At 70.2% G+C, this 21,244-nt stretch carries 1 protein-coding gene; it reads left to right on the top strand.

What is annotated here, in order from left to right:
- Positions 1-15: 15 nt before the first annotated feature.
- On the top strand, positions 16-21,213 hold the full coding sequence (locus ACIPLC_RS10660; protein ID WP_400472583.1) for a hypothetical protein: 21,198 nt from the start codon (positions 16-18) through the stop codon (positions 21,211-21,213).
- Positions 21,214-21,244: the final 31 nt, after the last annotated feature.

Here is a 21,244-nt window from a genome sequence, read left to right on the forward strand (position 1 = left end):
CAGGAGTACGCCCCCGTGTCGATCATGCTTCCCCCGGCCCTGGCCAAGCTGTTCGGGTTCGTGACCGGCATGAAGTGGCCCGAGGCCAACGAGGACCGGCTGCGCACGGCCGGTGACGACTACCTGGAGATCTACAAGAAGGTCCCCGAACTCCGCTCCTACCTGCTGGAGTTGGTGAACTACGTCAAGGAGGAGTTCGAGGGCGAGGCGGCCGACCGGTTCGTCCAGCAGATGGGGCAGCTGATCGGCGCCGACGGCGGCACCGACTACGTGACGGCCTCCGGGGATTCGGCGAAGGAACTCGGCGACTACGCCCACAAGACCGCCAACCAGGTCGAGTACGCCAAGTGGATGATCATCGCCCAGCTGGTCCAGCTGGCCGCGCAGATCGCCTGGGCCATCGCCAACATCCCGCTCACCTTCGGGGCTTCGCTGGCCACCATCTTCGCCGCCGAGGTGGCGACCAGGGAGCTGGTGAAGCAGGTCTTCATCTGGCTGTTCAAGCAGATCGCCCTGCACGAGTTCCTGAACATCACCACCTCCATGATCATGGACGGGATCATCCAGGGCATCCAGATCGGCCAGGGCCACAAGGACCACTGGGAGAAGGACACCTTCCTCCAGGCGATCGAGTTCGGCGCGATCAACGGCCTGCTCACCGGCCCGCTGGAACTGTTCACCTTCGGCTTCGGCAAGCTCTTCGGGAAGATGTTCGGCGGCGGCATCGGCAAGGAGCTGCAGAACAACCTCAAGAACCTGGCCGGCGCCGAGCTGAAGACCGCGGCCGACCTCGCCAAGGGCGCGGGCCGCTCGCTGGAGAACGCGGGGCTCAACACCCTCAAGAAGACCGGTGAGGGCGGGCTGGCGGGCCTCGGCAAGACCGGGGTGAAGGACGGCCTCAAGGGCGCGGCGGAGGGTGCGGCCAAGACCACGGCGAAGGACGCGGTCGAGGGCGCGACGAAGACCACGGCCAAGGGTGCGGCGGAGGGTGCGGCCAAGACCACGGCGAAGGACGCCGTGGAGGGTGCGACGAAGACGACGGCCAAGGGCGCGGCCAAGGACGCGGCGGAGGGTGCGGCCAAGACCGCGGGCAAGGACGCGGCCAAGGGCGCGGCGGAGGGTGCGGCGGGGGGCGCGGCCAAGACCACGGCCAAGGACGCGGCGGAGGGTGCGGCCAAGACCGCAGGCAAGGACGCGGCGGAGGACGCGGTCAAGGCCGCCGAGAAGAAGCTGTCCAACGTCGAGAAGTTCACCCAGGAGATGGGCAAGTCCTTCGAGGAGCAGCTCGGGAGCCTGGGCATCTCCAAGGACCTGGCGAACGAGGCCGGGCGGAAGGTCGCCGAGACGATCGCCGGCAGCGGCGCCCGCTACGCCGTGGACCTCGGGACCGTCCGCAAGCTCCTGGACGCGGCGGTCAAGGACGCCGGCAAGGGCGGTGAGCACCAGGCCGTCAAGGACCTCGCGGACCGGACGCTCCACCTGATGGACGGTCTGCGGCCGCAGACCGGACTGCAGATGCTCTACAAGTTCGGCGAGGGCATCGGCGGCTACCTCAAGGGCGGCGTCCAGAACATCCTGACCGAGGGCACCTACAACTCGATCTTCGGCGACGGCTCGTTCTCGGTCACCGCCGAGACCTTCTTCGCCGGCGTCGCCATGGGCGCGATCGGCCACGCCGGGCACACCCTCACCGGCCCGGCCCGGCTCCGCTTCCAGGACAAGATCCGCGCGTGGGACGAGGAGTCCAGGAACAGCAGCGACGACAAGTACTACGGCCTGGGGCACCCGCGAACCCTGCTGGCCATCGCGTCCACCCTGATGGGGCACCCGACCTCGCTGCTGATCCCCCGGCCGGAGGGGCCCAAGGCCCGCGAGGCGCGGCTGGCGGCGGAGGGGAACTTCGAGCACGCCACCCAACCGAAGGACTTGCCCACCAGTTCCGACGGCTCCAAGTCGCAGCCGTCCACGACGGGGGAGCGGCAGACCAAGGACGCTCCGGCCAAGACGGAGGCCAAGGCCCCCGAGGAGACGTCGAACAAGCCCGAGCCGCCGGCCAAGGTACCGACGTCCGGCGGCGGCTCGCACGAGCAGGGGCAGAAGTCGACGCAGCAACCCCCGGCGCACGAGACGGTGCCCGCGCCCGCCACGACGTCCGAATCCAACGTCCCTGCCCCCGCCCACGTCCCGGTGACCGGCGGGCACGAGCAGCCGAACCCCCGGGAGCAGCAGAACCCCCGGGGGAACGAGAACACTCGCGACAACGAGAACCCCCGGGGGAACGAGAACCCCCGGGGGAACGAGAACACCCGGGAGAACCCGAAGACCCCCGAGCAGCAGAACCCCCGGGGGAACGAGAACACCCGCGACAACCCGAAGACCCCCGAGCAGCAGAACCCCCGGGGGAGCCAGAACTCCCACGAGAACCAGAAGACCCCCGAGCAGCAGAACACCCCCGAGAACCAGAGCACCCACGAGAACCAGAACACCCACGCCCGCAACGAGGAACTGCAGTACCTGGAGGTCGACGAGTCCAACGCCCCGAAGGAGCACGGCCACCACCTGCCGTCCGCCAGCCCGGAGCGGCAGCCCGGCTGGGTGCTCGGTGACAGGCCGTCCCAGGAGACGTTGAAGGCCCTGGAGCGCCTGCCCCTCGACCCGTCCCGCTTCGCCCTGGTGATCCACACCAACGAGCACGGGATGCCGATGCACAACGGCCGCGAGCTGTCGGTGGAGAAGCTGGCCTCCGTCGTGCGCGGGCTCGCCCAGACCGGGCACCTCGGCGGGGACCGGCGCACGATCGAGTTCGTCGCCTGCGACCTGAACGGGCCGCTCAACTCCCGGTACGTCCAGGAGGTGATGGAGCACGTCTGGGCGGACCCGAAGCTCGCCGACGTCAAGGCGGTGGCGGCCGACGGTCCGGTCTGGGTGGTGCCGGGGTTCGACTCCCCGACCGCGATGAAGGAGGGCCCCGGTACGGGTCACGTCGTGGTCGCCGCGAAGGTCGGCTTCGGCCGGGACGGCAAGCCGGTCGTCGAGGGCGGCGGGAACTGGTACGAGTACGTCAACCCCGCGTCCGAGGAGGGCCGGGCGCGCGTCGAGGCCGGCGAGCCGCTGGTGCGCTCGTACCCCTCGCCGCTGCCGGAGCACTACACGTCGGGCCCCAAGCACACGGACATGGCGGAGGCCGCGGTCTTCGGCGACGCGGCGAAATCCGCGCAGGAGCACGGACAGCCGGCCCCAGGACAGGAACCGCCACCGGCCTACCACTACACCGACGCGCCCGAACACGTCCGCGCCGACGAGGACGGCCGGCGCGAGGAGCAGTGGCGCCAGGCCCAGCGGGACCTCCAGGACGCCTACGACGCCAAGCTCGCCGAGGCGGCCGACAAGCTGCGCCAGGACCCGGACGGCAGCGGCCACGTCCATGACGCGCAGGCCGAGGAACTGCTCCGCGAGGCCTTCACCGAGGGGCCCGTCCGCTTCCCCGACGACGCGCCGCCGGGCCTGCCCACGGCGGTGTGGAAGCGCGCCAAGGACCTGATGTACCAGGAGCTGACGGCCCGGCCGCAGGACCGCGAGCAGATCCTCGCCGGCCTCGACGGCCTCACCCACCTCGCCGCGGTCCGCGAGGCGGCCGTCCGGGTGGCGATGGAGCGCTTCGACCGGACGGTGACCGAGTGGAGCGCCCCGCCGCGCGCCCTCGGCGACGGCCCCGCCACCGTTTCGCACGCCGACCTCCCGGCGGTGACCCGGGACCTGATCCGCAGCGAGGCGCGGGGCGGCTTCAGCGCCCGGGCCGAGGCCGAGGTGGCCCGGATCTACGCCCGCCCGGAGGACCTCACCGGCGCGGGCAACGCGCAGGCCCAGCACGCCCTGAACCGGCTCACCGAGCACCTGCGCGGCGAGCTCGACTTCCGCGCCGACCACGAGACCGCGCTCGCCCAGGCGGAGCACCTGGTCGAGCGGGCCACCGCCGACTGGTACGACCGCCTCTCCCCGGCCGACCGGGAGCTGCTCGCCGCCGCCGGGGTGACGGAGCGCCCCGAGCTGTCACCCGACAGCGTGACCCTGATCAGGGAACAGCTGCGGGACCGCCTCGGCACCGACTTCGAGGAGGTCGCCGGCCCCGTCGACACGGCCGCCGGACCGCGCCGCGAGCGCACCCAGGCCGCGGACCTCTTCGGCCTGGCGCTGGCCGGCCGCGCCCAGGGCCTGCCGCACGAGTTCGCCGTCCAGGCGGTCCGCGAGGCGGCGATCCGGCGCGCCGCCACGGAGGCGGAGAAGGCGACCGAATCCTGGAACGCGGACGCCGGCGCCGAGCGCAAGGACCGGGCCACCGCCTTCGGGGCGACCGAGCACGACGTCCAGCAGGCCCGTGGCACCGTCACCCGCGAACTGGCCCGGGACGTCGACCGGCTGGTCGCCGACCACCTCAACCGGAACACCGAGGACACCGAGGCGTTCGGGCGGGAGCTCGACGAGCTCACCGGCACCGGCGCCGTCCACGACCGGCTCACCCACCAGGCCGCCCGCCTCGCGGCCCGCCGCGCCGCCGAGGAGGCCGCCGAGAAGGCCGCCCAGGAGCACGGCGGCCTCACCGGGCACGGCATCGGCCGCCTGAAGGAGGGGCACAGCGACCGGATCGCCGCGGCCTTCGACGAGGTGTTCGGCAAGCCCGAGGACCTGAAGGTCCGGCAGGAGGAGTGGGAGGGACGGCACCGGGAGCTCACCGAGGAGCTGGCCGAGCACGCCGCCTTCGAGGCCGAGGCCGCGCCCGCCCTGCACGACGCCGCGGCGGGGTTCGAGGACCGGGCGGCGCCGCACGTCCTCACCGACGACGTGATCGCCTTCCTCAAGCGCGAGTACGGCGACGAGTTCTTCGAGCGGTACCGCGAACTGTGGAAGCTCGCCCACCTGGACGCGGCCGGCTGGCGCGCCCACGAACGCGGCCACGAGGACGCCTTCGCCCGCCGCCGGGAGGAGGAGGCCGCGGCCGCCGAGGAGCAGCTCGCGCTGGTCCGGACGACCGCTCGCCCCGACACCCCGGAGGGCTCGGGTGACCGCACGGATTCGCACGAACGCCCCCGGCAGGACGACCTCCCCGAGTCCATCGAGACGGCGCTGACCGGCGCCACCACCCGGACCGACCGGACCGAGGAGCAGCCCGCACCGCCGCCGCGCACCGAGGCCCCGTCCGACCTCACGCTGCGGCCCCGGCCCGACGACGAGGCGGTCGTCCACGAGCCCGACCAGACGGTGGTCGTCCACGAGTCCGTGGAGCCGCTCGTTCCGGCGCCGCGGATGGTGCTGGATCGGACGCCGCGTTTCGTCGTGCATTCCTCGTTCGAGGCGCGTCGGTTCGATCACGAGGGTCCGGTCACTGATCTGACGGTGCGGATCGACTTCGTCGAGGGTGGTCGGGGGCACAACACCGCTCTGGTGTGGGATAAGGTCGTTCAGGGTGTGGAGGAGTACCTCAACGCGCCCGGTTACCGGTTGGCCAACGGCGACCGGATGCATGTGACGGTGATGCCCGCCAGGCTGGGTGAGCAGGCACACCTGACGGTGGATCTCGTGCCGCGGAGCCGGGAGATGGACCAGAAGTCCTGGTGGCTGGACGCGGATCCGATCGACTACGCGCACGAGTTGGGCCACCAGCTGGGTCTGCGGGACGAGTACCGGACTGCGGGTCTGCCGCACCGTCCGGCCGTTGAGGGCAGCCTGTTCGGCGACCACCGGGCCCCCGCCCCGGATGGTCTGCGGCAGGGCGGGTTGCGGGAGCGGCATCTTCAGCTGATCTCGTCGGTCGTGGGGCACCTCGATGTGCCGACCGGAGGCGGTTCGCACGGTCGGACCTGGGACGAGGCGCGGGAGTTGGCGTCGCCGCATGACCGTGAGCATGTCTGGGTGGACCCGGTTTCGGCCCCGCACGGGACCGGCTCGCACGAGGGTGGCCCGTTGGACGTCGCTCCGAGGGCGAACATCCACGAGGACAACCTGCCGCCGGAACACCCGCGGCTCATCAAGCAGCCGGGTTACTCCTCCGGTGACCAGTTCGGCATCTCGGTGGCGCTGCTGAACGACCCGAACCTGCACGTCCTGATCGCGCGGGGGCCGCGCACGGCGGAGGGTCGCGCCGTCAACCCCAAGGACAAGTCCCAAGAGATCGAGGCCTTCTACCACTCCATAGGGATCTCCGCGGACCGCATCCACACCGTGGACGTATCGACCATGGAGACGGGCCGCCTCTACGACGAGATGGACGCGGAGGCCCGCCGCATCGTGGCCGAGGACTGGGCAGTTCTCTCCGAGCAGGACCAGGAAGCGGCGGTCAAGAGCGTCACGTTCGGTACCGACAAGGTCGCCAAGGTGTTCTCGGACGAACTGCGCCAGACCGTCCGCGACGCCTGGAAGATGACCCCCGCGCACGATCAGCGGATCGCCGACTGGCTGACGGGCCGTGGGATCACGCTGCCTGCCCCGGGTTCGAAGGTCTTGGTGCTCTGGTCCCGTTTCACCGGCAAGGCCACGCAGTGGGCCGACTTGGGCGGCCGGATGGAGCACGACACCAGTTTCCAAGGCGTGCGGCAGATCCTGCGGGAGGTCGCCCGTGAGCAGGGCATGGTGCTCATCACCGGCGATCCCCATCCTTCTCGGCAGAACAAGTGGAACGAGCTGGTCGCGCAGATGCGCGAGGAGCTCGGGATCGGCACCATCCACCACGTCACCGGCTTCTGGAGGGACGGTGGATCGGACCCGTCCGTCTGGACGGAGAACCTCAGGACCGGGCAGCTGAGGCTGTACGACTTCCTCAACCGCCAGTACGACATGAACCACCTCGGGGCCCGCTCCGGCAACCTGGAAGCCGCCGCACTGCTCGGCCACAAGGTCACGTACCTGGAGGAGAAGGGCTCCAGCGGACGGGAGCGGATGGAGAAGTGGCACGCGAACGACGCTGACAAGACCAGACTCGGAGGCAAGGCGCCGGGCTACGAGCGGGTGGTGATCCCGACCCCGCCCACGGCGTCCGGCCGGTTCACCGTCCCGTTCGACCAGAAGCACGGCGGCCACCTGTCGGCGGGCGAGCGAGGCAACGGTCTCGCGCCGGTCGGCAAGGGCAAGGGCAAGGGCTTCCAGCCGCCGGGCATGGTCGACCACGGTTTCCAGCCGCCGGGCGGGACCCTCCTGTGGCGCAAGCCGGCGGCGGTCTACGGCAAGGAACGGGGTTTCGGGTACGAGGCGCTGGCCAAGCTCCGGGAGCAGCTGGGGCTTTCGGGTGACCGGCCGCTCGACGCCGGGCAGTTCGCCACCGACCGCGTCCAGCACCTGCGGAACCGGTACGAGAAGCTGCGCCGCGACGTCGTGACGTACTCGGGCGGCGGACCGGAGGTGGAGAAGTACCTGGGCACGTTCGACGAGGTCTTCTTCGCGGACAGGCCGCGGTACGCCGACAACACCCCTTGGCAGGTGTACCGGAGGATGGCCGCGGACGGGCTGCCCCTGTTGCCCGACCTGCAGTCGTACCACCGCAGCCTCCGCGACCGCTCTGACCTGTACCGGCTGGGCTACCAGACCCACGAGGTGCCCCGCGACGGCGACTGTCTCTACCACTCCGTCAACCATCAGCTGGGGAATGCCGTCAGCCCGCAGGGTGTGACGACGCTGCGCAACCGCGTAACGAGGTGGATCGGCGAGAACCGCGACCTGGTCACCGCGTTCGCGCAGACGCACGGGGCGAAGCCCGATGATCTCGGCTGGATGGTCAAGACGAGGGGGTGGTGGGCCGGGTCCAACGGGGACCTGATCCCGTCGATCGTCGCCTCGGCCCTGGGGGTGCGGCTGCACATCTTCGACGGGGTCAACTGGCACTCCTTGGCGCCGGTACCCGGTGCCCCCGAGGGCAACAGGGATGTGTCCCTGTTCCTCTCCGAGAGCCACTACTCCCCGCTGAGTCCTGTCCCCGCTCCGGAAGAGGCACCGGCTGCCGCCAGCACCCAGGAGGGCGATGGGGCCCCGAAGCGGCCGCTTGAGCACAACAGTGACTCGGAGCCGGAGGATTCGGCGGAGAAGAGGCTTCGGCCGGCGCCTTCGGGGGTGTCGGAGGGTTCCGTCATGGTGAATCCGCTGGCGGTGGAGCACGGTGGTGGTATGCCGGTTCCGGGGCCGTTGCATGAGCGGGTGCAGGCGTTGGAGCACCTTGGTCCGGAGGCCCGGCGGGAGCTCGCGGCGGACACGGTGTTCGTGGCGAGTCTGCGGTCGGAGTTGTCGGCGGAGGACTTTGCGCAGGCGGCGGCGCGGTTGGTGATCGACATCGATCCCCGTGTGCATCAGCCGGTTGCTTCGCGGCGTGAGGCTGAGTTGCAGGTCGCGCGGATGTTGCAGGACAAGGAGGTTGCGGCCAGGCTGGTGGCGGCTGGTCTGCGCGTGGTGGTGGTGCCGCGTGATGTGCCGTTGACCGGTGTTGCGGGTTTCGAGCGGCTTCGCGGGCTGGTGGCCGGCGGTGAGGCGGGCAACGGGCGTGGGTTTGACGAGCTGCGGGGGGCGAACGACGAGCTTGTGGTGGCGATCCCCGAGGAGAACCTGCTCGGCGAGCGGACGTCGGTGGGGCCGCATGCCACGCAGCCTGAGGGGTATTCCTCGGCGACTCATGAACTCGCGCACGCGATCCTGGAGTTCGGGCTGAGTCGTGAGAAGAGGGCGCTGGTCGAGGAGGCGTACCGGGGGAAGCGTCTCGCGGACGGTCTGGCTGATCTGTTCGGTGACGAGTCCGTGACGGTCTGGCCCGATGGATCGCGGCGCAATGCTGCGGGTGAGCTGGTCGGCAACTACTCGTCGGCCGATGTCCACGAGTTCTTCGCTCAGTTGAGCAACACGTATCTCGGGACGAACCACGGGAACGATCCGCAGACCGGGAAGCCCCGCAACAACGGTTCCGACTGGGTCCGTGAGAACGAGCCCGAACTGCTGCCGCTGCTGGAGCAGCTCTACGGCACCGACCCGCAGTCCGTCCAGGCGCGGCCTTCGAACCAGGTCAGCAGGGCCCGGGCCGAGGAGGAGATGTACGAGGGTTTCCGTGAGTTCATGGAAGCGACCGGAGAGGAGCGGCACACCGTCTCCCACGAGGAGTCCATGCCGCAGGAATCGGTGGTCGTCCACGAGTCCGTGGAGTCGCCCGTTCCGGCGCCGCGGATGGTGTTGGATCGGACGCCGCGTTTCGTCGTTCATTCGTCGTTCGAGGCGCGTCGGTTCGATCACGAGGGTCCGGTCACTGATCTGACGGTGCGGATCGACTTCGTCGAGGGTGGTCGGGGGCACAACACGGCTCTGGTGTGGGACAAGGTCGTTCGGGGTGTGGAGGAGTATCTCAACGCGCCCGGTTACCGGTTGGCCAATGGTGACCGGATGCATGTCACGGTGTTGCCGGCCAGGCCGGGTGAGCGGGCGCATCTGACGGTGGACCTGGTCTCGCGGGGCCGGGAGATGGATCAGAGGTCCTGGTGGCTGGACGCCGATCCGATCGACTACGCGCACGAGTTGGGCCACCAGATCGGTCTGCGGGACGAGTACCGGGCTTCGGGTCTGCCGCACCGTCCGGCGGTCGAGGGGAGTTTGCTGGGTGACCACCGGGCTCCGGCGCCGGAGGGGTTGCGGCAGGGTGGTCTGCGTGAGCGGCACTTGCAGCTGATCTCGTCGGTGGTGGGGCACCTGGACCCGGCTGCTACGCATGGTCGGACCTGGGATGAGGCCTGGTCGTTGGCGGCGGTGCATGACCGTGAGCATGTCTGGGTGGACCCGGTGTCGGCTCCGCTCGGGATCGGCTCGCACGAGGGTAGCCCGCTCGACGTCGCGCCGAGGGCGAACATCCATGAGGACAACCTGCCGGCGGAGCACAAGCGGCTCATCAAGCAGCCGGGCTATTCGTCCGGTGACCAGTTCGGGATCTCGGTGGCGCTGCTGAACGACCCGAATCTGCATGTTCTGATCGCGCGGGGGCCGCGGACGGCGGAGGGTCATGCCGTCAATCCCAAGGACAAGTCCCAGGAGATCGAGGCCTTCTACCGTTCCATCGGGATCGACGGGGATCGCATCCACACCGTGGAGGTGCCGACCATGGAGACGGGCCGCCTCTACGAGGTGATGGACGCGGAGGCCCGCCGCATCGTGGCCGAGGACTGGGAGGTGCTTTCCGAGCAGGACCAGGAGGCGGCGGTCAAGAGCGTCACGTTCGGTACTGACAAGGTCGCCAAGGTGTTCTCGGACGAACTGCGCCAGACCGTCCGCGACGCCTGGAAGATGACTCCTGCGCACGATCAGCGGATCGCCGACTGGCTGACGGGCCGTGGGATCACGCTGCCTGCCCGGGGTTCGAAGGTCTTGGTGCTCTGGTCCCGTTTCACCGGCAAGGCCACGCAGTGGGCCGACCTGGGTGGCCGGATGGAGCACGACACGAGCTTCCAGGGCGTGCGGCAGATCCTGCGGGAGGTCGCCCGTGAGCAGGGCATGGTGCTCATCACCGGTGACCCCCATCCTTCTCGGCAGAACAAGTGGAACGAGTTGGTCGCGGAGATGCGCGCGGAGCTCGGGATCGACACCATCCACCACGTCACCGGCTTCTGGAAGGACGGTGGATCGGACCCCTCGGTCTGGACGGAGAACCTCAGGACCGGGCAGTTGAGGCTGTACGACTTCCTCAACCGCCACTACGACATGAACCACCTGGGGACCCGCTCCGGAAACCTGGAAGCCGCCGCGCTGCTCGGCCACAAGGTCACGTACCTGGAGGAGAAGGGCTCCAGCGGACGGGAGCGGATGGAGAAGTGGCACGAGCAGGACGCAGGCAAGACCAAGGCCGGAGGCATGGCGCCGGGCTACGAGCGTGTGGTGATCCCCACCCCGCCCACCGCGTCCGGCCGGTACACCATCCCGTACGACGAGAAGCACGGCGCCTCCAAGCAGTCGGGGGCGGGCGGTAAGGGCAAGGAGAAGAAGCAGTCGGGTGGGGGCGGCAAGGGCAACCAGCCGCAGGCCAAGCCCAACCACGGTTTCCACCTGAGGGGCGACATCCTCCGGTGGCGCAAGCCCGTCGACGTCTACGGCCAGGAACGCGGCTTCGGGTACGACGCTGTGGCCAAGATCCGGGAGCAGCTGGGGCTTTCGGGTGACCGGCCGCTCGACGCCGGGCAGTTCGCCGCCAACCGCGTCCAGCACCTGCGGAACCGGTACGGCAAGCTGCGCCAGGAGGTCGTGACGGCCTCGGGCGGCGGACGGGCGGTGGAGGATTACCTGGGCAAGTTCGACGAGGTCTTCGCCGACGGGCCGCGGTACGCCGACAACCCCCCGTGGCAGGTGTACCGGAGGATGGCCGAGGAGGGGCTGCCCCTGTTGCCCGAACTGCAGTCGTACCACCGTAGCCTCCACGACGGCGCGTACCTGTACGAGATGGGCTACCAGATCCACGAGGTGCCCCGCGACGGGGACTGTCTCTACCACTCCGTCAACCACGTTATGGACACGGCCGTCAGCCCTCAGAACGCGGCGATGCTGCGCAACCGCGTCTCCAGGTGGATCGGCCACAACATGGAGCTGGTCACCGCGTTCGCGCAGACGCACGGGGCGAAGCCCGATGATCTCGGCTGGATGGTCAAGACGAGGGGGTGGTGGGCCGGGTCGAACGGTGATCTGATCCCGTCGATCGTCGCCTCGGCGCTGGGGGTGCGGCTGCACATCTTCGACGGGGTCAACTGGCACTCCTTGGCGCCGGTACCCGGTGCCCCCGAGGGCAACAGGGATGTGTCCCTGTTCCTCTCCGACAGTCACTACTCCCCGCTGAGTCCTGTCCCCGCTCCGGAAGAGGCACCGGCTGCCGCCAGCGCCCAGGAGGGCGATGGGGCTCCGAAGCGGCCGCTTGAGCACAACAGTGACTCGGAGCCGGAGGATCAGGCGGGGAAGAGGCTTCGGCCGGCGCCGTCGGGGGTGTCGGAGGAGTCGGTGGTGGTGAATCCGCTGGCGGTGGAGCATGGTGGTGGGATGCCGGTTCCGGGGCCGTTGCATGAGCGGGTGCAGGCGTTGGAGCACCTTGGTCCGGAGGCCCGGCGGGAGCTCGCGGCCGATACCGCTTTTGTGGAGGGTCTGCGGTCGGAGTTGTCGGCGGAGGACTTTGCGCAGGCGGCGGCGCGGTTGGTGATCGATGTCGATCCCCGTGTGCATCAGCCGGTTGCTTCGCGGCGTGAGGCTGAGTTGCAGGTCGCGCGGATGTTGCAGGACAAGGAGGTTGCGGCCAGGCTGGTGGCGGCGGGTGTGCGCGTGGTGGTGGTGCCGCGTGATGTGCCGTTGACCGGGGTGGCGGGTTTCGAGAAGCTTCGCGGGCTGGTGGCCGGCGGTGAGGCGGGCAACGGGCGTGGGTTTGACGAGCTGCGGGGGGCGAACGACGAGCTTGTGGTGGCGATCCCCGAGGAGAACCTGCTCGGCGAGCGGACGTCGGTGGGGCCGCATGCCACGCAGCCTGAGGGGTATTCCTCGGCGACTCATGAACTCGCGCACGCGATCCTGGAGTTCGGGCTGAGTCGTGAGAAGAGGGCGCTGGTCGAGGAGGCGTACCGGGGGAAGCGTCTCGCGGACGGTCTGGCTGATCTGTTCGGTGAGGAGTCCGTGACGGTCTGGCCCGATGGATCGCGGCGCAATGCTGCGGGTGAGCTGGTCGGCAACTATTCGTCGGCGGATGTGCATGAGTTCTTCGCTCAGTTGAGCAATACGTATCTCGGGACGAACCACGGGAACGATCCGCAGACCGGGAAGCCCCGCAACAACGGTTCCGACTGGGTCCGTGAGAACGAGCCCGAGCTGCTGCCGTTGTTGGAGCAGCTCTACGGGCCCGATCCGCAGTCCGTCCAGGCGCGGCCCTCGAACCAGGTCAGCCGGGCCCGGGCCGAGGAGGAGATGTACCAGGTCTTCCAGGAGTTCATGGAGGCGAGGGCCGAGGAGCAGCGCGTAGAGGAGATGTTCCAGGGCTTCCGGGAGTTCATGGACGGAAGGGGCGAGGAACAGCACATCGTCGTGCCCGAGGAGACGGCGGTCGTGTCGCAGGACACCTCCCACGTCGTCTCCGAGACCGAGTCGGTAGAGCAGGCCGTCGACCACACCGTCTCCCACGACGAGTCCACCACGCAGGAATCGGTGGTCGCCGAAGAGAGCGACCTGCCGCTGACCACGGACGATGAGGGGGCTGCGCTCCAGCAGACCTCCTCGCACACCGAGGAGACCACTGAGGGGACCACTGAGGGGACCACTGAGGGGATCACCGAAGAGTCGCTGACGGTAGCGAACTCCCATGAGGTCACGCAGAGTTCGCAGCAGCAACAGGATCAACAGCAACAGCAACAGCAACAGCAGCTGGAGCAACAGCAGCAGCAAGAGGTGCAGCCTCCGCCGCCGCCCGCCCCGCTACCGCCGGCCCGCGTCGGCGAGCGCGGGTTGGCCGCGTACGACGTCCTGGTCGCTCTGAACCACGACGACGTGCGGATTCTGAACCAGCTCACCGACCGGTTCGCCGAGGCGCTGCACGGGGACCGGGATGCCGCGCGGACGCTGGCGAACAGCCTGTTCGGCGGCGAGGTGCTGCGGCCGACGGTGTCCGCGCTGTCCCGGGGCGATGTCCGGGAGGTGGACTTCCAGGCGGGCCAGTGGTCCGGCACGGTCCGGATCACCGGCAGTGCCGGGGAGGGCACGTACGTCAAGACGGTGTCCGGCTTCGAGTTCGAGTACGGCTCGGAGCAGCAGAGCATGATCGGCGTCACCTCCGACGGGCTGACGCAGGTCAACCTCGGCGTGCAGTTCAAGGCGAAGTTCGGCAGCTCGGGGGATCTCACCGAGACGCTCGGCTATCAGCACGGCTGGCTGCACGGCAGTGCCACCGCCGAGGCCAGCAGGACGCTGGCCCGGGGCAAGACCGTCGAGCCGGCGGCGCTGTTCAACACCCTGTTCAACGTGCGGGTGGAGTTCCTGGACGCCCGCCTCCAGGGCGCGCCCGGCCCGTGGAAGGTGCCGCGACCGATCGACCTCGACTTCACCGGGCAGGTCGCCGTGCCGGAGCGGGAGACCGCGAACGCGCCCCAGGTGGCCCAGGCCCACTTCACGGTGCCGCGGGAGACCGCCGAGAACCTGCGGCTGGCCGGCTCGCACATCGTGACCGACGTCTGGACGACCGCCCGCCCGCCGGCGCCCGTGCCGAACGCCGCGGGCGACATCGAGCTCGCCCCGGTGAACCAGCCCGTCGCGCCGGCCGGGCACGGCGCGGCGGCCCTGGCCACGTTCGTGGCGGGCTTCGAGGGCCAGGCCGAGCAGTACTTCGAAGGCCGCTGGCCCGCCCTCAAGCGCAGGCTGCTGGAGGAACTCGACCTCGGCACCCTGCACCAGGAGCTGAAGGGGGTGATGTCCGGCCAGAAGCTGACCATCGTCGACGACAGCCTGACCGGGCCCGCCGCGGTGATCACCATCGGCGGCGGGACCGTCTCCCGGATGCAGCAGGTCCACACCCTGCCGAGCACCGAGTTCAACATCGCCACCGCGACGACCCGTTCGCACGTCGAGCAGAAGACCGGCAGCAAGGACTGGCAGACGCTGCCGTCCTCGGTCGGCAACTGGATCGCCAAGAACGGCGGTGCCGGGGGCGGGCTGGGCGGCCGGGCCGGCCGGGACGACGTCGAGCTCCACGGCTCCGGTGACGACCTGGGGCTCGGTACCAAGGTCAAGAACCCGGCGGTGCTCTTCGAGGGGGCGGCCGACCTGACCGTCACCTTCGGCTGGCGGAGCAGGCTGGCCCAGCCCGCCGACCAGGACGCCCACGTCGATCTGGGTTTCCGGGTGGTGATCGACCAGGCCGAGGCGACCCTCGTCACCCCGGTCGAGGAGGTCGTGCCCGGCACGCAGCCGCCCGTGTTCACCGCCGCCCAGCAGCTCACGCCCCCCGAGCACGCCCACGCGGTGGGAGACGAAGTCCTGGCCCCCCGGGACGAGTTCTGGCAGGGGCTACCCGACACCGCCACCGTCCGGGACCTGCGCAGCGTCGCCCCGCTGCACGCCGAACTCGACCGGATCGGCCGGGAGGTGTTCGGCGGCGAGCAGGGCTGGTCGGCGGTGCGCGAGGACATCCTGCAGGCCTACTCGCACGCCGCCGTCAGCGCCCACCTGGTCGGGATGTCGCGCGGATCCGAACTGCGCGGTCCCGAGGTCACCCTCGGCCCGTTGGAGAAGATGCACGTCTCCGTCACGGCCCGGGTCACCCGGATCGACCACGTGCGGCCCCAGAGCAACGCCGAGCTCAACCCGATCCGCGAGAGCAGCACCTTCGACTCGTCGCGTCACCTGCGCTCCGACACGAAGACCGTGCAGGGCCAGGGCGGCGGCAAGGGCCCGGTGCACACCCGGGAGGTGCTGGACGCCGCGGGCAAGCCCTTCAAGGACACCATGCAGGGCAACGTCACGGCCTCCGTGGAGTCGCGGGTCCGCGACGGGTGGCGCGGCGGGGAGTCCAGCAAGAGCTACGCGAACGGCAAGTACGGCAGTGCGCAGGAGCTGTTCCGGACGGAGATCACCCTGGACGTGACGGTCAACGGGGAGCGTCGCGGTTCGGTCCCGCTCTCCGCCGAACTGAGCCTGGAGCAGGTGCACACGGCGCTGCGCCAGGTCGGCGAGCACGACCGGAACGGCTTCACGGCTCCCTCGGCCCCGCACCAGGAGGTCGCGGAGCAGGTGGCCGCGGAGCAGGTGGCCACGCAGCGGACGGTCACCCGGCTCGGCCAGTCCGACGTGGTGCTGAGCCTCGGCAGGGGCGACACCGCCGTGCTGAGGCAGATCAGGGAGACGCTCGAACGGCAGTCCGGCCACCCGGTGCCCGAGCGCGTCCTGGCGCGGCTCGCCAGGGCGGTCGACCCGTACGGCCTCAAGGCCGCGCTGTCCCGGCTGAGCCGGGGCGAGCGGATCCGGATCCCGGTCGACCTCGACGGGTGGAAGGGAACGGTCGTGGTGGCGGCCGAGCTGATCAACCCCCGGCCGAGGGAGACGCTGGTCACCGGCTTCGAGTTCGAGGTCGGCAGCCAGCAGCGCACCACCACCGGCACCACCTCCGACCTGCGCACCCGGTTCCGGTTCCGGCTCAAGCTCGGGGGTTCCGTCCCGCACGTCGACCTCGCCGGGGAGGCCTCGCACACCCGGGACTTCGTCAAGGGGCTCTCGATCGACCGCACCGGCGGCACCAACAGCCGGGCCAAGGCCACGGAGTTGGCCCGACTCTCCGACTCCACCGCCGAGTTCACCGTCTCGTTCGAGCCGTCGAAGCGGTCGGCGAGGCTTGACGACCTGACCGTTCCGGTGCCGGCCGTGGTGGCCGCGCCGCACCGCACCATTGATCCGGCCGCGCCCGTGCGGCAACTGCCGAGCCACCGGCTCGGCTCCTCCGACGTCGTCACCGCCGTCTACCGGGGGCTGGGCCGGGAGGGGACGGTCCACGAGGTCGTCCAGGACCTGGGCCGCAGGGCCGCGGGCTTCCTGGGCAAGGACTGGCCCGGCATGCAGCGGAAGCTGCTCGCCGAGCTGGACTTCGACCGGCTGCACACCGACCTCAAGTCGGTGATGGCCGGCCACCCCATCGTGGTGAAGCACGGCCGCAGCCGGGCGTGGATCACCGCCGAGGTACGGGAACTGACCCCGACCGGTCCGGCACCGGTGGTCGAGTTCAACATCGGCCACGGCGCCCAGACCTCGCTCACCAGCTCCGACGGCGGGACCAACACCGGCGGCGGCCAGGGCACCGCGATCACCGGTAGCCTGCTCGCCACCACCGACGTCCTGCCCACGGGGGCGGCGTTCGTCGGCGGCGGCAGCGTCACCGGGGCGTGGGGCGTCGACCGGCTTGAGCACGGCAGCGCCAGCACCGCCAGCGGGACGGCCGTCAAGAGCAAGGTGACGGACGGCCGGTCCTACCGCGCGGACGTGGTGCTGAAGGTCGAGTTCGAGCGCAAGCCGGCGGTGAGCCTGGCCTCCCCGCACAAGATCCGCCCCAGCCGCGAGGCACGGGAGCAGATGTTCCGGCGGCAGGACAGGGAGCGGCAGGAGGCCGGCGGCAGCGCCGCTCCGTCCAAGTTCCAGGCCCTCAACCGGGAGCTGGTCAGGACCGGGGACCGCCTCGCCCGCGTCGGCCTGTACCGGCGGACGGTCGTGGAGACGCGGATCCACGCCGACGTGCTGCTGGAGTCCGGCCGGGGCGAGCCCGTCCGGCCGCCGCGCCCGGACGATCCGAACCGGCAGTTGCCCCCGATCCCCCCGGCCGTGCCGTCCGCGACGCAGGTCGTCCGGCGGCCGCCGGCATCGGTGTTCACCAACGGGTTGCACGACACCGGCGTCGTGCGCTGGCTCGACGACACCTCCGGCGTGCGGGACCTGCTGACCGTGTTCGGTGAGCGCTTCTTCCGCGAGGGGACGTGGTCCTGGCTGGAGTCCGTCGCCCGGAACACCCACAGCCACGCGCAGTTGTCCGCCCTGTTCGGGTCGGTCGTCCGGGGCCGGGAGATCCTGGCGCCGTCGGAGGAGCACCCGAACGCCCCGCGCCGCGACGCGGTGGTGCAGGACGGCCGGACCATCGAGACCCCGTCGGCCGGCAAGCGCCTGTTCGTCGACGACGCCGGCATCAGCGCCACCATCTCGATCGTCCAGCTGGAGTACCACAGCGACAACCAGGCGGCCGCCTTCAGCCCGGCCAACGACGTCACCAGCGGCGGGCGGCACACCCGCCTCGACTGGCGGCGGTGGAACGCCCAGGGCCAGCTCGGCGCCAAGTTCGGCACCAAGGGCGCCGCCGAGTTCACCGTCGGCGTCGTCGGCGGGGGCGGCCACCGGTGGCGTGAGGGGCCCTCCGCGGGCTCCTCCGGGAAGACCGTGGCCAACGCCAAGATCCCCACCCCGGCCGCCCGCTACGTCGGCCAGGCCGAGGTCCAGCTGACCTTCCGGGACGGCGACCGGACCGAGACCGTGAAGGGCCTCGTCCCGATCGAGATGGAGATCCCGATCAGCGAGACCACCGTCGTCCAGTCGGTGAGCAACCACCGGGTGCTGTACTCGGTCCTGCACCCCGAGGGGCAGACGATCAGCCGCGGCTCCACCTCCGACGCCGTCGCCGAGACGCTCGCCACGCCCCTGCCCGGCCCCGCCAACGGGGTGCACTACCTCGCCGACCTGAACGAGCGGGGCACCCCCGCCGCGCAGGCCGTCCTGGAGGCGCTGAGCCACCTCCCGGCGGATCCCCGGTACTTCACCCTCGCCTACCACACCCTCCAGCACGACGGGGCGCCGACCTGGCTCGGCAGGGAGCTGAGCCCGGAGGAGATGGCGGGCGCCCTGTTGCGGCTGGCCGAAGGCGGCCAGTGGCAGGGCGAGCCGCTGCGCTTCCTCTCCTGCAACTCCGGTTACCGCCCTCCCGGCCCCGAGGGAAGCGCCGAGCGCCAGGCCTCCTACGCCGACAGGACCCTGCTCGCCCTCCACGAGGCGCTCGCGGCCCGCCGGGCCTTCGCCGAGGCCAACGGTCTGCCCCTCAGCCCGGCGCTGGAGCGCCTCGGTCGCCCCGAGGCCTTCGCCGCCGGGGGCCTGGTCCACCTCACCGGCGGGGACCAGCCCCGCATGGTCGTCGCCGCGCGCGTCGGCTACACGGGGAACGGCGTCCCGAGGGTCGAGGGGGCCGGCGACTGGTACCACCTGGCGGTCACCGAGCACGGCACCGTCCAGTCCACCGCACACGGCCAGGAACTCCTGCGCCCGGACGAGGAGCCCGTCCCCCAGGCCACCGAGCACGACCCCATCGACCCGGACCAGCCGGTGCCGGTCGTCCTGGGCGACGTGGGCCAGGTCGTCGTCGGACATCCGGGCGATGAGGATCAGGTCGTCGCCGGGCATGCGGGCGATGAGGACCAGACCGCCGCCGGATCTTCGAGCAGCGACGGCGATTCCGTCTACTCGGTCCTGATGACCTTCCACGTGACGGTGCCCCTGCCGGTGGCGAAGACCCCGGCCGAGTGGTCGGTTCAGCGCACCCGCGCCTTGGAGCTGATCCAACCGCCGAAGCGGGACCGGATCGAGGGGGAGGTGTACGGCCCGACGGACGGCGGCGGCGCACCCGGGTCGAGGAGGCTGGAACGGCTGGCGTACGACTACGGCACCGGAGAAGCGGCCCGCACCGCGCTGGAGACGCGGCTGCGTGATTCCGCCACCGTGGCCACGGTGGCCGTCACCCGACCGGGCGGCTTCGCCGAGGTGTGGACCGTCCGCGGGAACACCGAGGAGGAGGGAGGCGGTCTGCGCTGGGAGCCCAGGGAAGCGCAGGAGAACGCGGAACAGTCCGCCAGCGCGGTCGTTCCCCCGTCGATCACGCCCGACACCCACCTGTGGGTGACGGCGTCCGGTGACCACGTGTCGGCGGACGGTCTGAAGCTGCTTCCGAAGACGACTTACACCATCAGGGCGGAGAACTCCGGCGACATGTACCACATGCGCGCCGCCCTGGTCGCCTATCCGGGCCGCGGCCTGGTGATCTGGAACGTCACCGAAGCCACCAAGGGCCAGGTCGAACAGATCATCAATCTGCATGACGACCTGATCCGGTCGGGGCGCACGGTGGTGTACACGACCGAGACGCAACTGCCGAGCAAGTTCGGTCGCAACGAGACCGACGCGTCGGAGGATCTCGCCGCCTACCTCAAGCGGCCGCTCGTCGCCGACCATCTGAAACTGGTCAACAGCGCCGTGCCGTCCGCGACGGGGAACGCGGAGACCAAGGAGCAGGTGCAGGAGCTGACACGGGCCGTGGGCATGGTCGAGAAGCGCACCGCGAACTATCAGGATCCGACGGGCGAGGTGACGTTCCAGGACGCCCGGGTGACGGAGTTCGCCCGTGGCTACGGGCACTACACCCCGGAAGAGGGCGAGGCCTTCCGGCGGGACCTGGCGAATCCGGACTTCGGGGGCTTCGAGAAGGGGAAGAAGTACGTGCTCGTGGTGTACCGGGGCAGCGGTCACAGCGGCCGGGCCGGCGCCAACGCACCGGCCCTCGACACCGGTACGGAGGGCGTGGTGCAGATCATCGAGCAGGCCAAGGCGGCGCTCGGGGACGGTCACACGATCGTTCCGATGGGCGAGGAGCCCGCCGTCTGGGAGGGGCCGGCCCTGCGGGAGTACTGGAACTGGCCGTCGGTCGGGAACCGCCGCAAGGAGCTCGCGCTCCTCAAGTACCTCTCCGACACGTACGAGGTGGTCGGAGCGGTCGGCATGCGCAGCGGCGTGATGGACGAGCTCTCCTTCGCCGGAATCAAGATCGTCTCGATCGACATCAGCCCGCACCGCAACGAGGGCGACGGGCTGCCGAACCTCAAGCAGTCCAAGGGATGGACGCGCGGACTGAAGTTCGAGGAAGCCATGGGGCGGAACTACGGCCGGGCATTCATCACCGAGGCGAGGGCGAATGACCGGATGCTCGAAGGCGCGTTCCCCGGAAAGTTCCTGGGGGGCGATCCGAAGGTGATTCGAAGTGCGATCGAATTCTATCTGGGCCGTCACGAGAGGCCCATGGAAGTCGGGCACGAGTCCCACCCGCACCTGGCGGATCCCGTGCGCGTGGGCCTGGATCAGATGAAGGCCGTCGAGGAGATGACCGGCTTCGAACTGGCGAAGCAGACCCTGCCCTACCTGCGTGAATTCAACGAATTCAAGGAGCGCCTCGCTCCTGACGCGTGGGAGCAGGTGGAGGGGCAGCTGGCTCTGGCGGAGGACAAGGCGCACGAGATCGAGTCGGCGGCCGCCAAGGTCTGCGCGACTGCCGTGCCGGAGTTCGGCGCCAACGGACTCAAGGCGCTCGGAGTCACCTGGATAGCCGACAACCACTGGAAGGTCCTGGCGGAGGACTACACCGGAACCATCGACAAGAAGGTCAGCAACGCCGCTTTCAAGGCGATCAGGGAGGGGTTGGAGGAGGCTCTCGCCGAGTACTTGACGAGGCAGGCCAACCCCGGGGTGGACGAGAAGACCATCAAACAAATGCGGAAGGGTTTCTGGACCCCGGAAGTCAAGGAAATGGTCCGGAAATTGACCGAGGACCAGCTGAAGAGGATCTACCAGATCTGCCGTGAGCAGTACGAGGCCCCGTCGGACGAAGACGGCGAGGCCCCGGCCGGATGATCCGGCCGGGGCCCGCCCCGGGGGCCTTGGC

This window comes from Kitasatospora sp. NPDC086801 (assembly GCF_044745805.1).
Taxonomy (GTDB): Bacteria; Actinomycetota; Actinomycetes; order Streptomycetales; family Streptomycetaceae; genus Kitasatospora.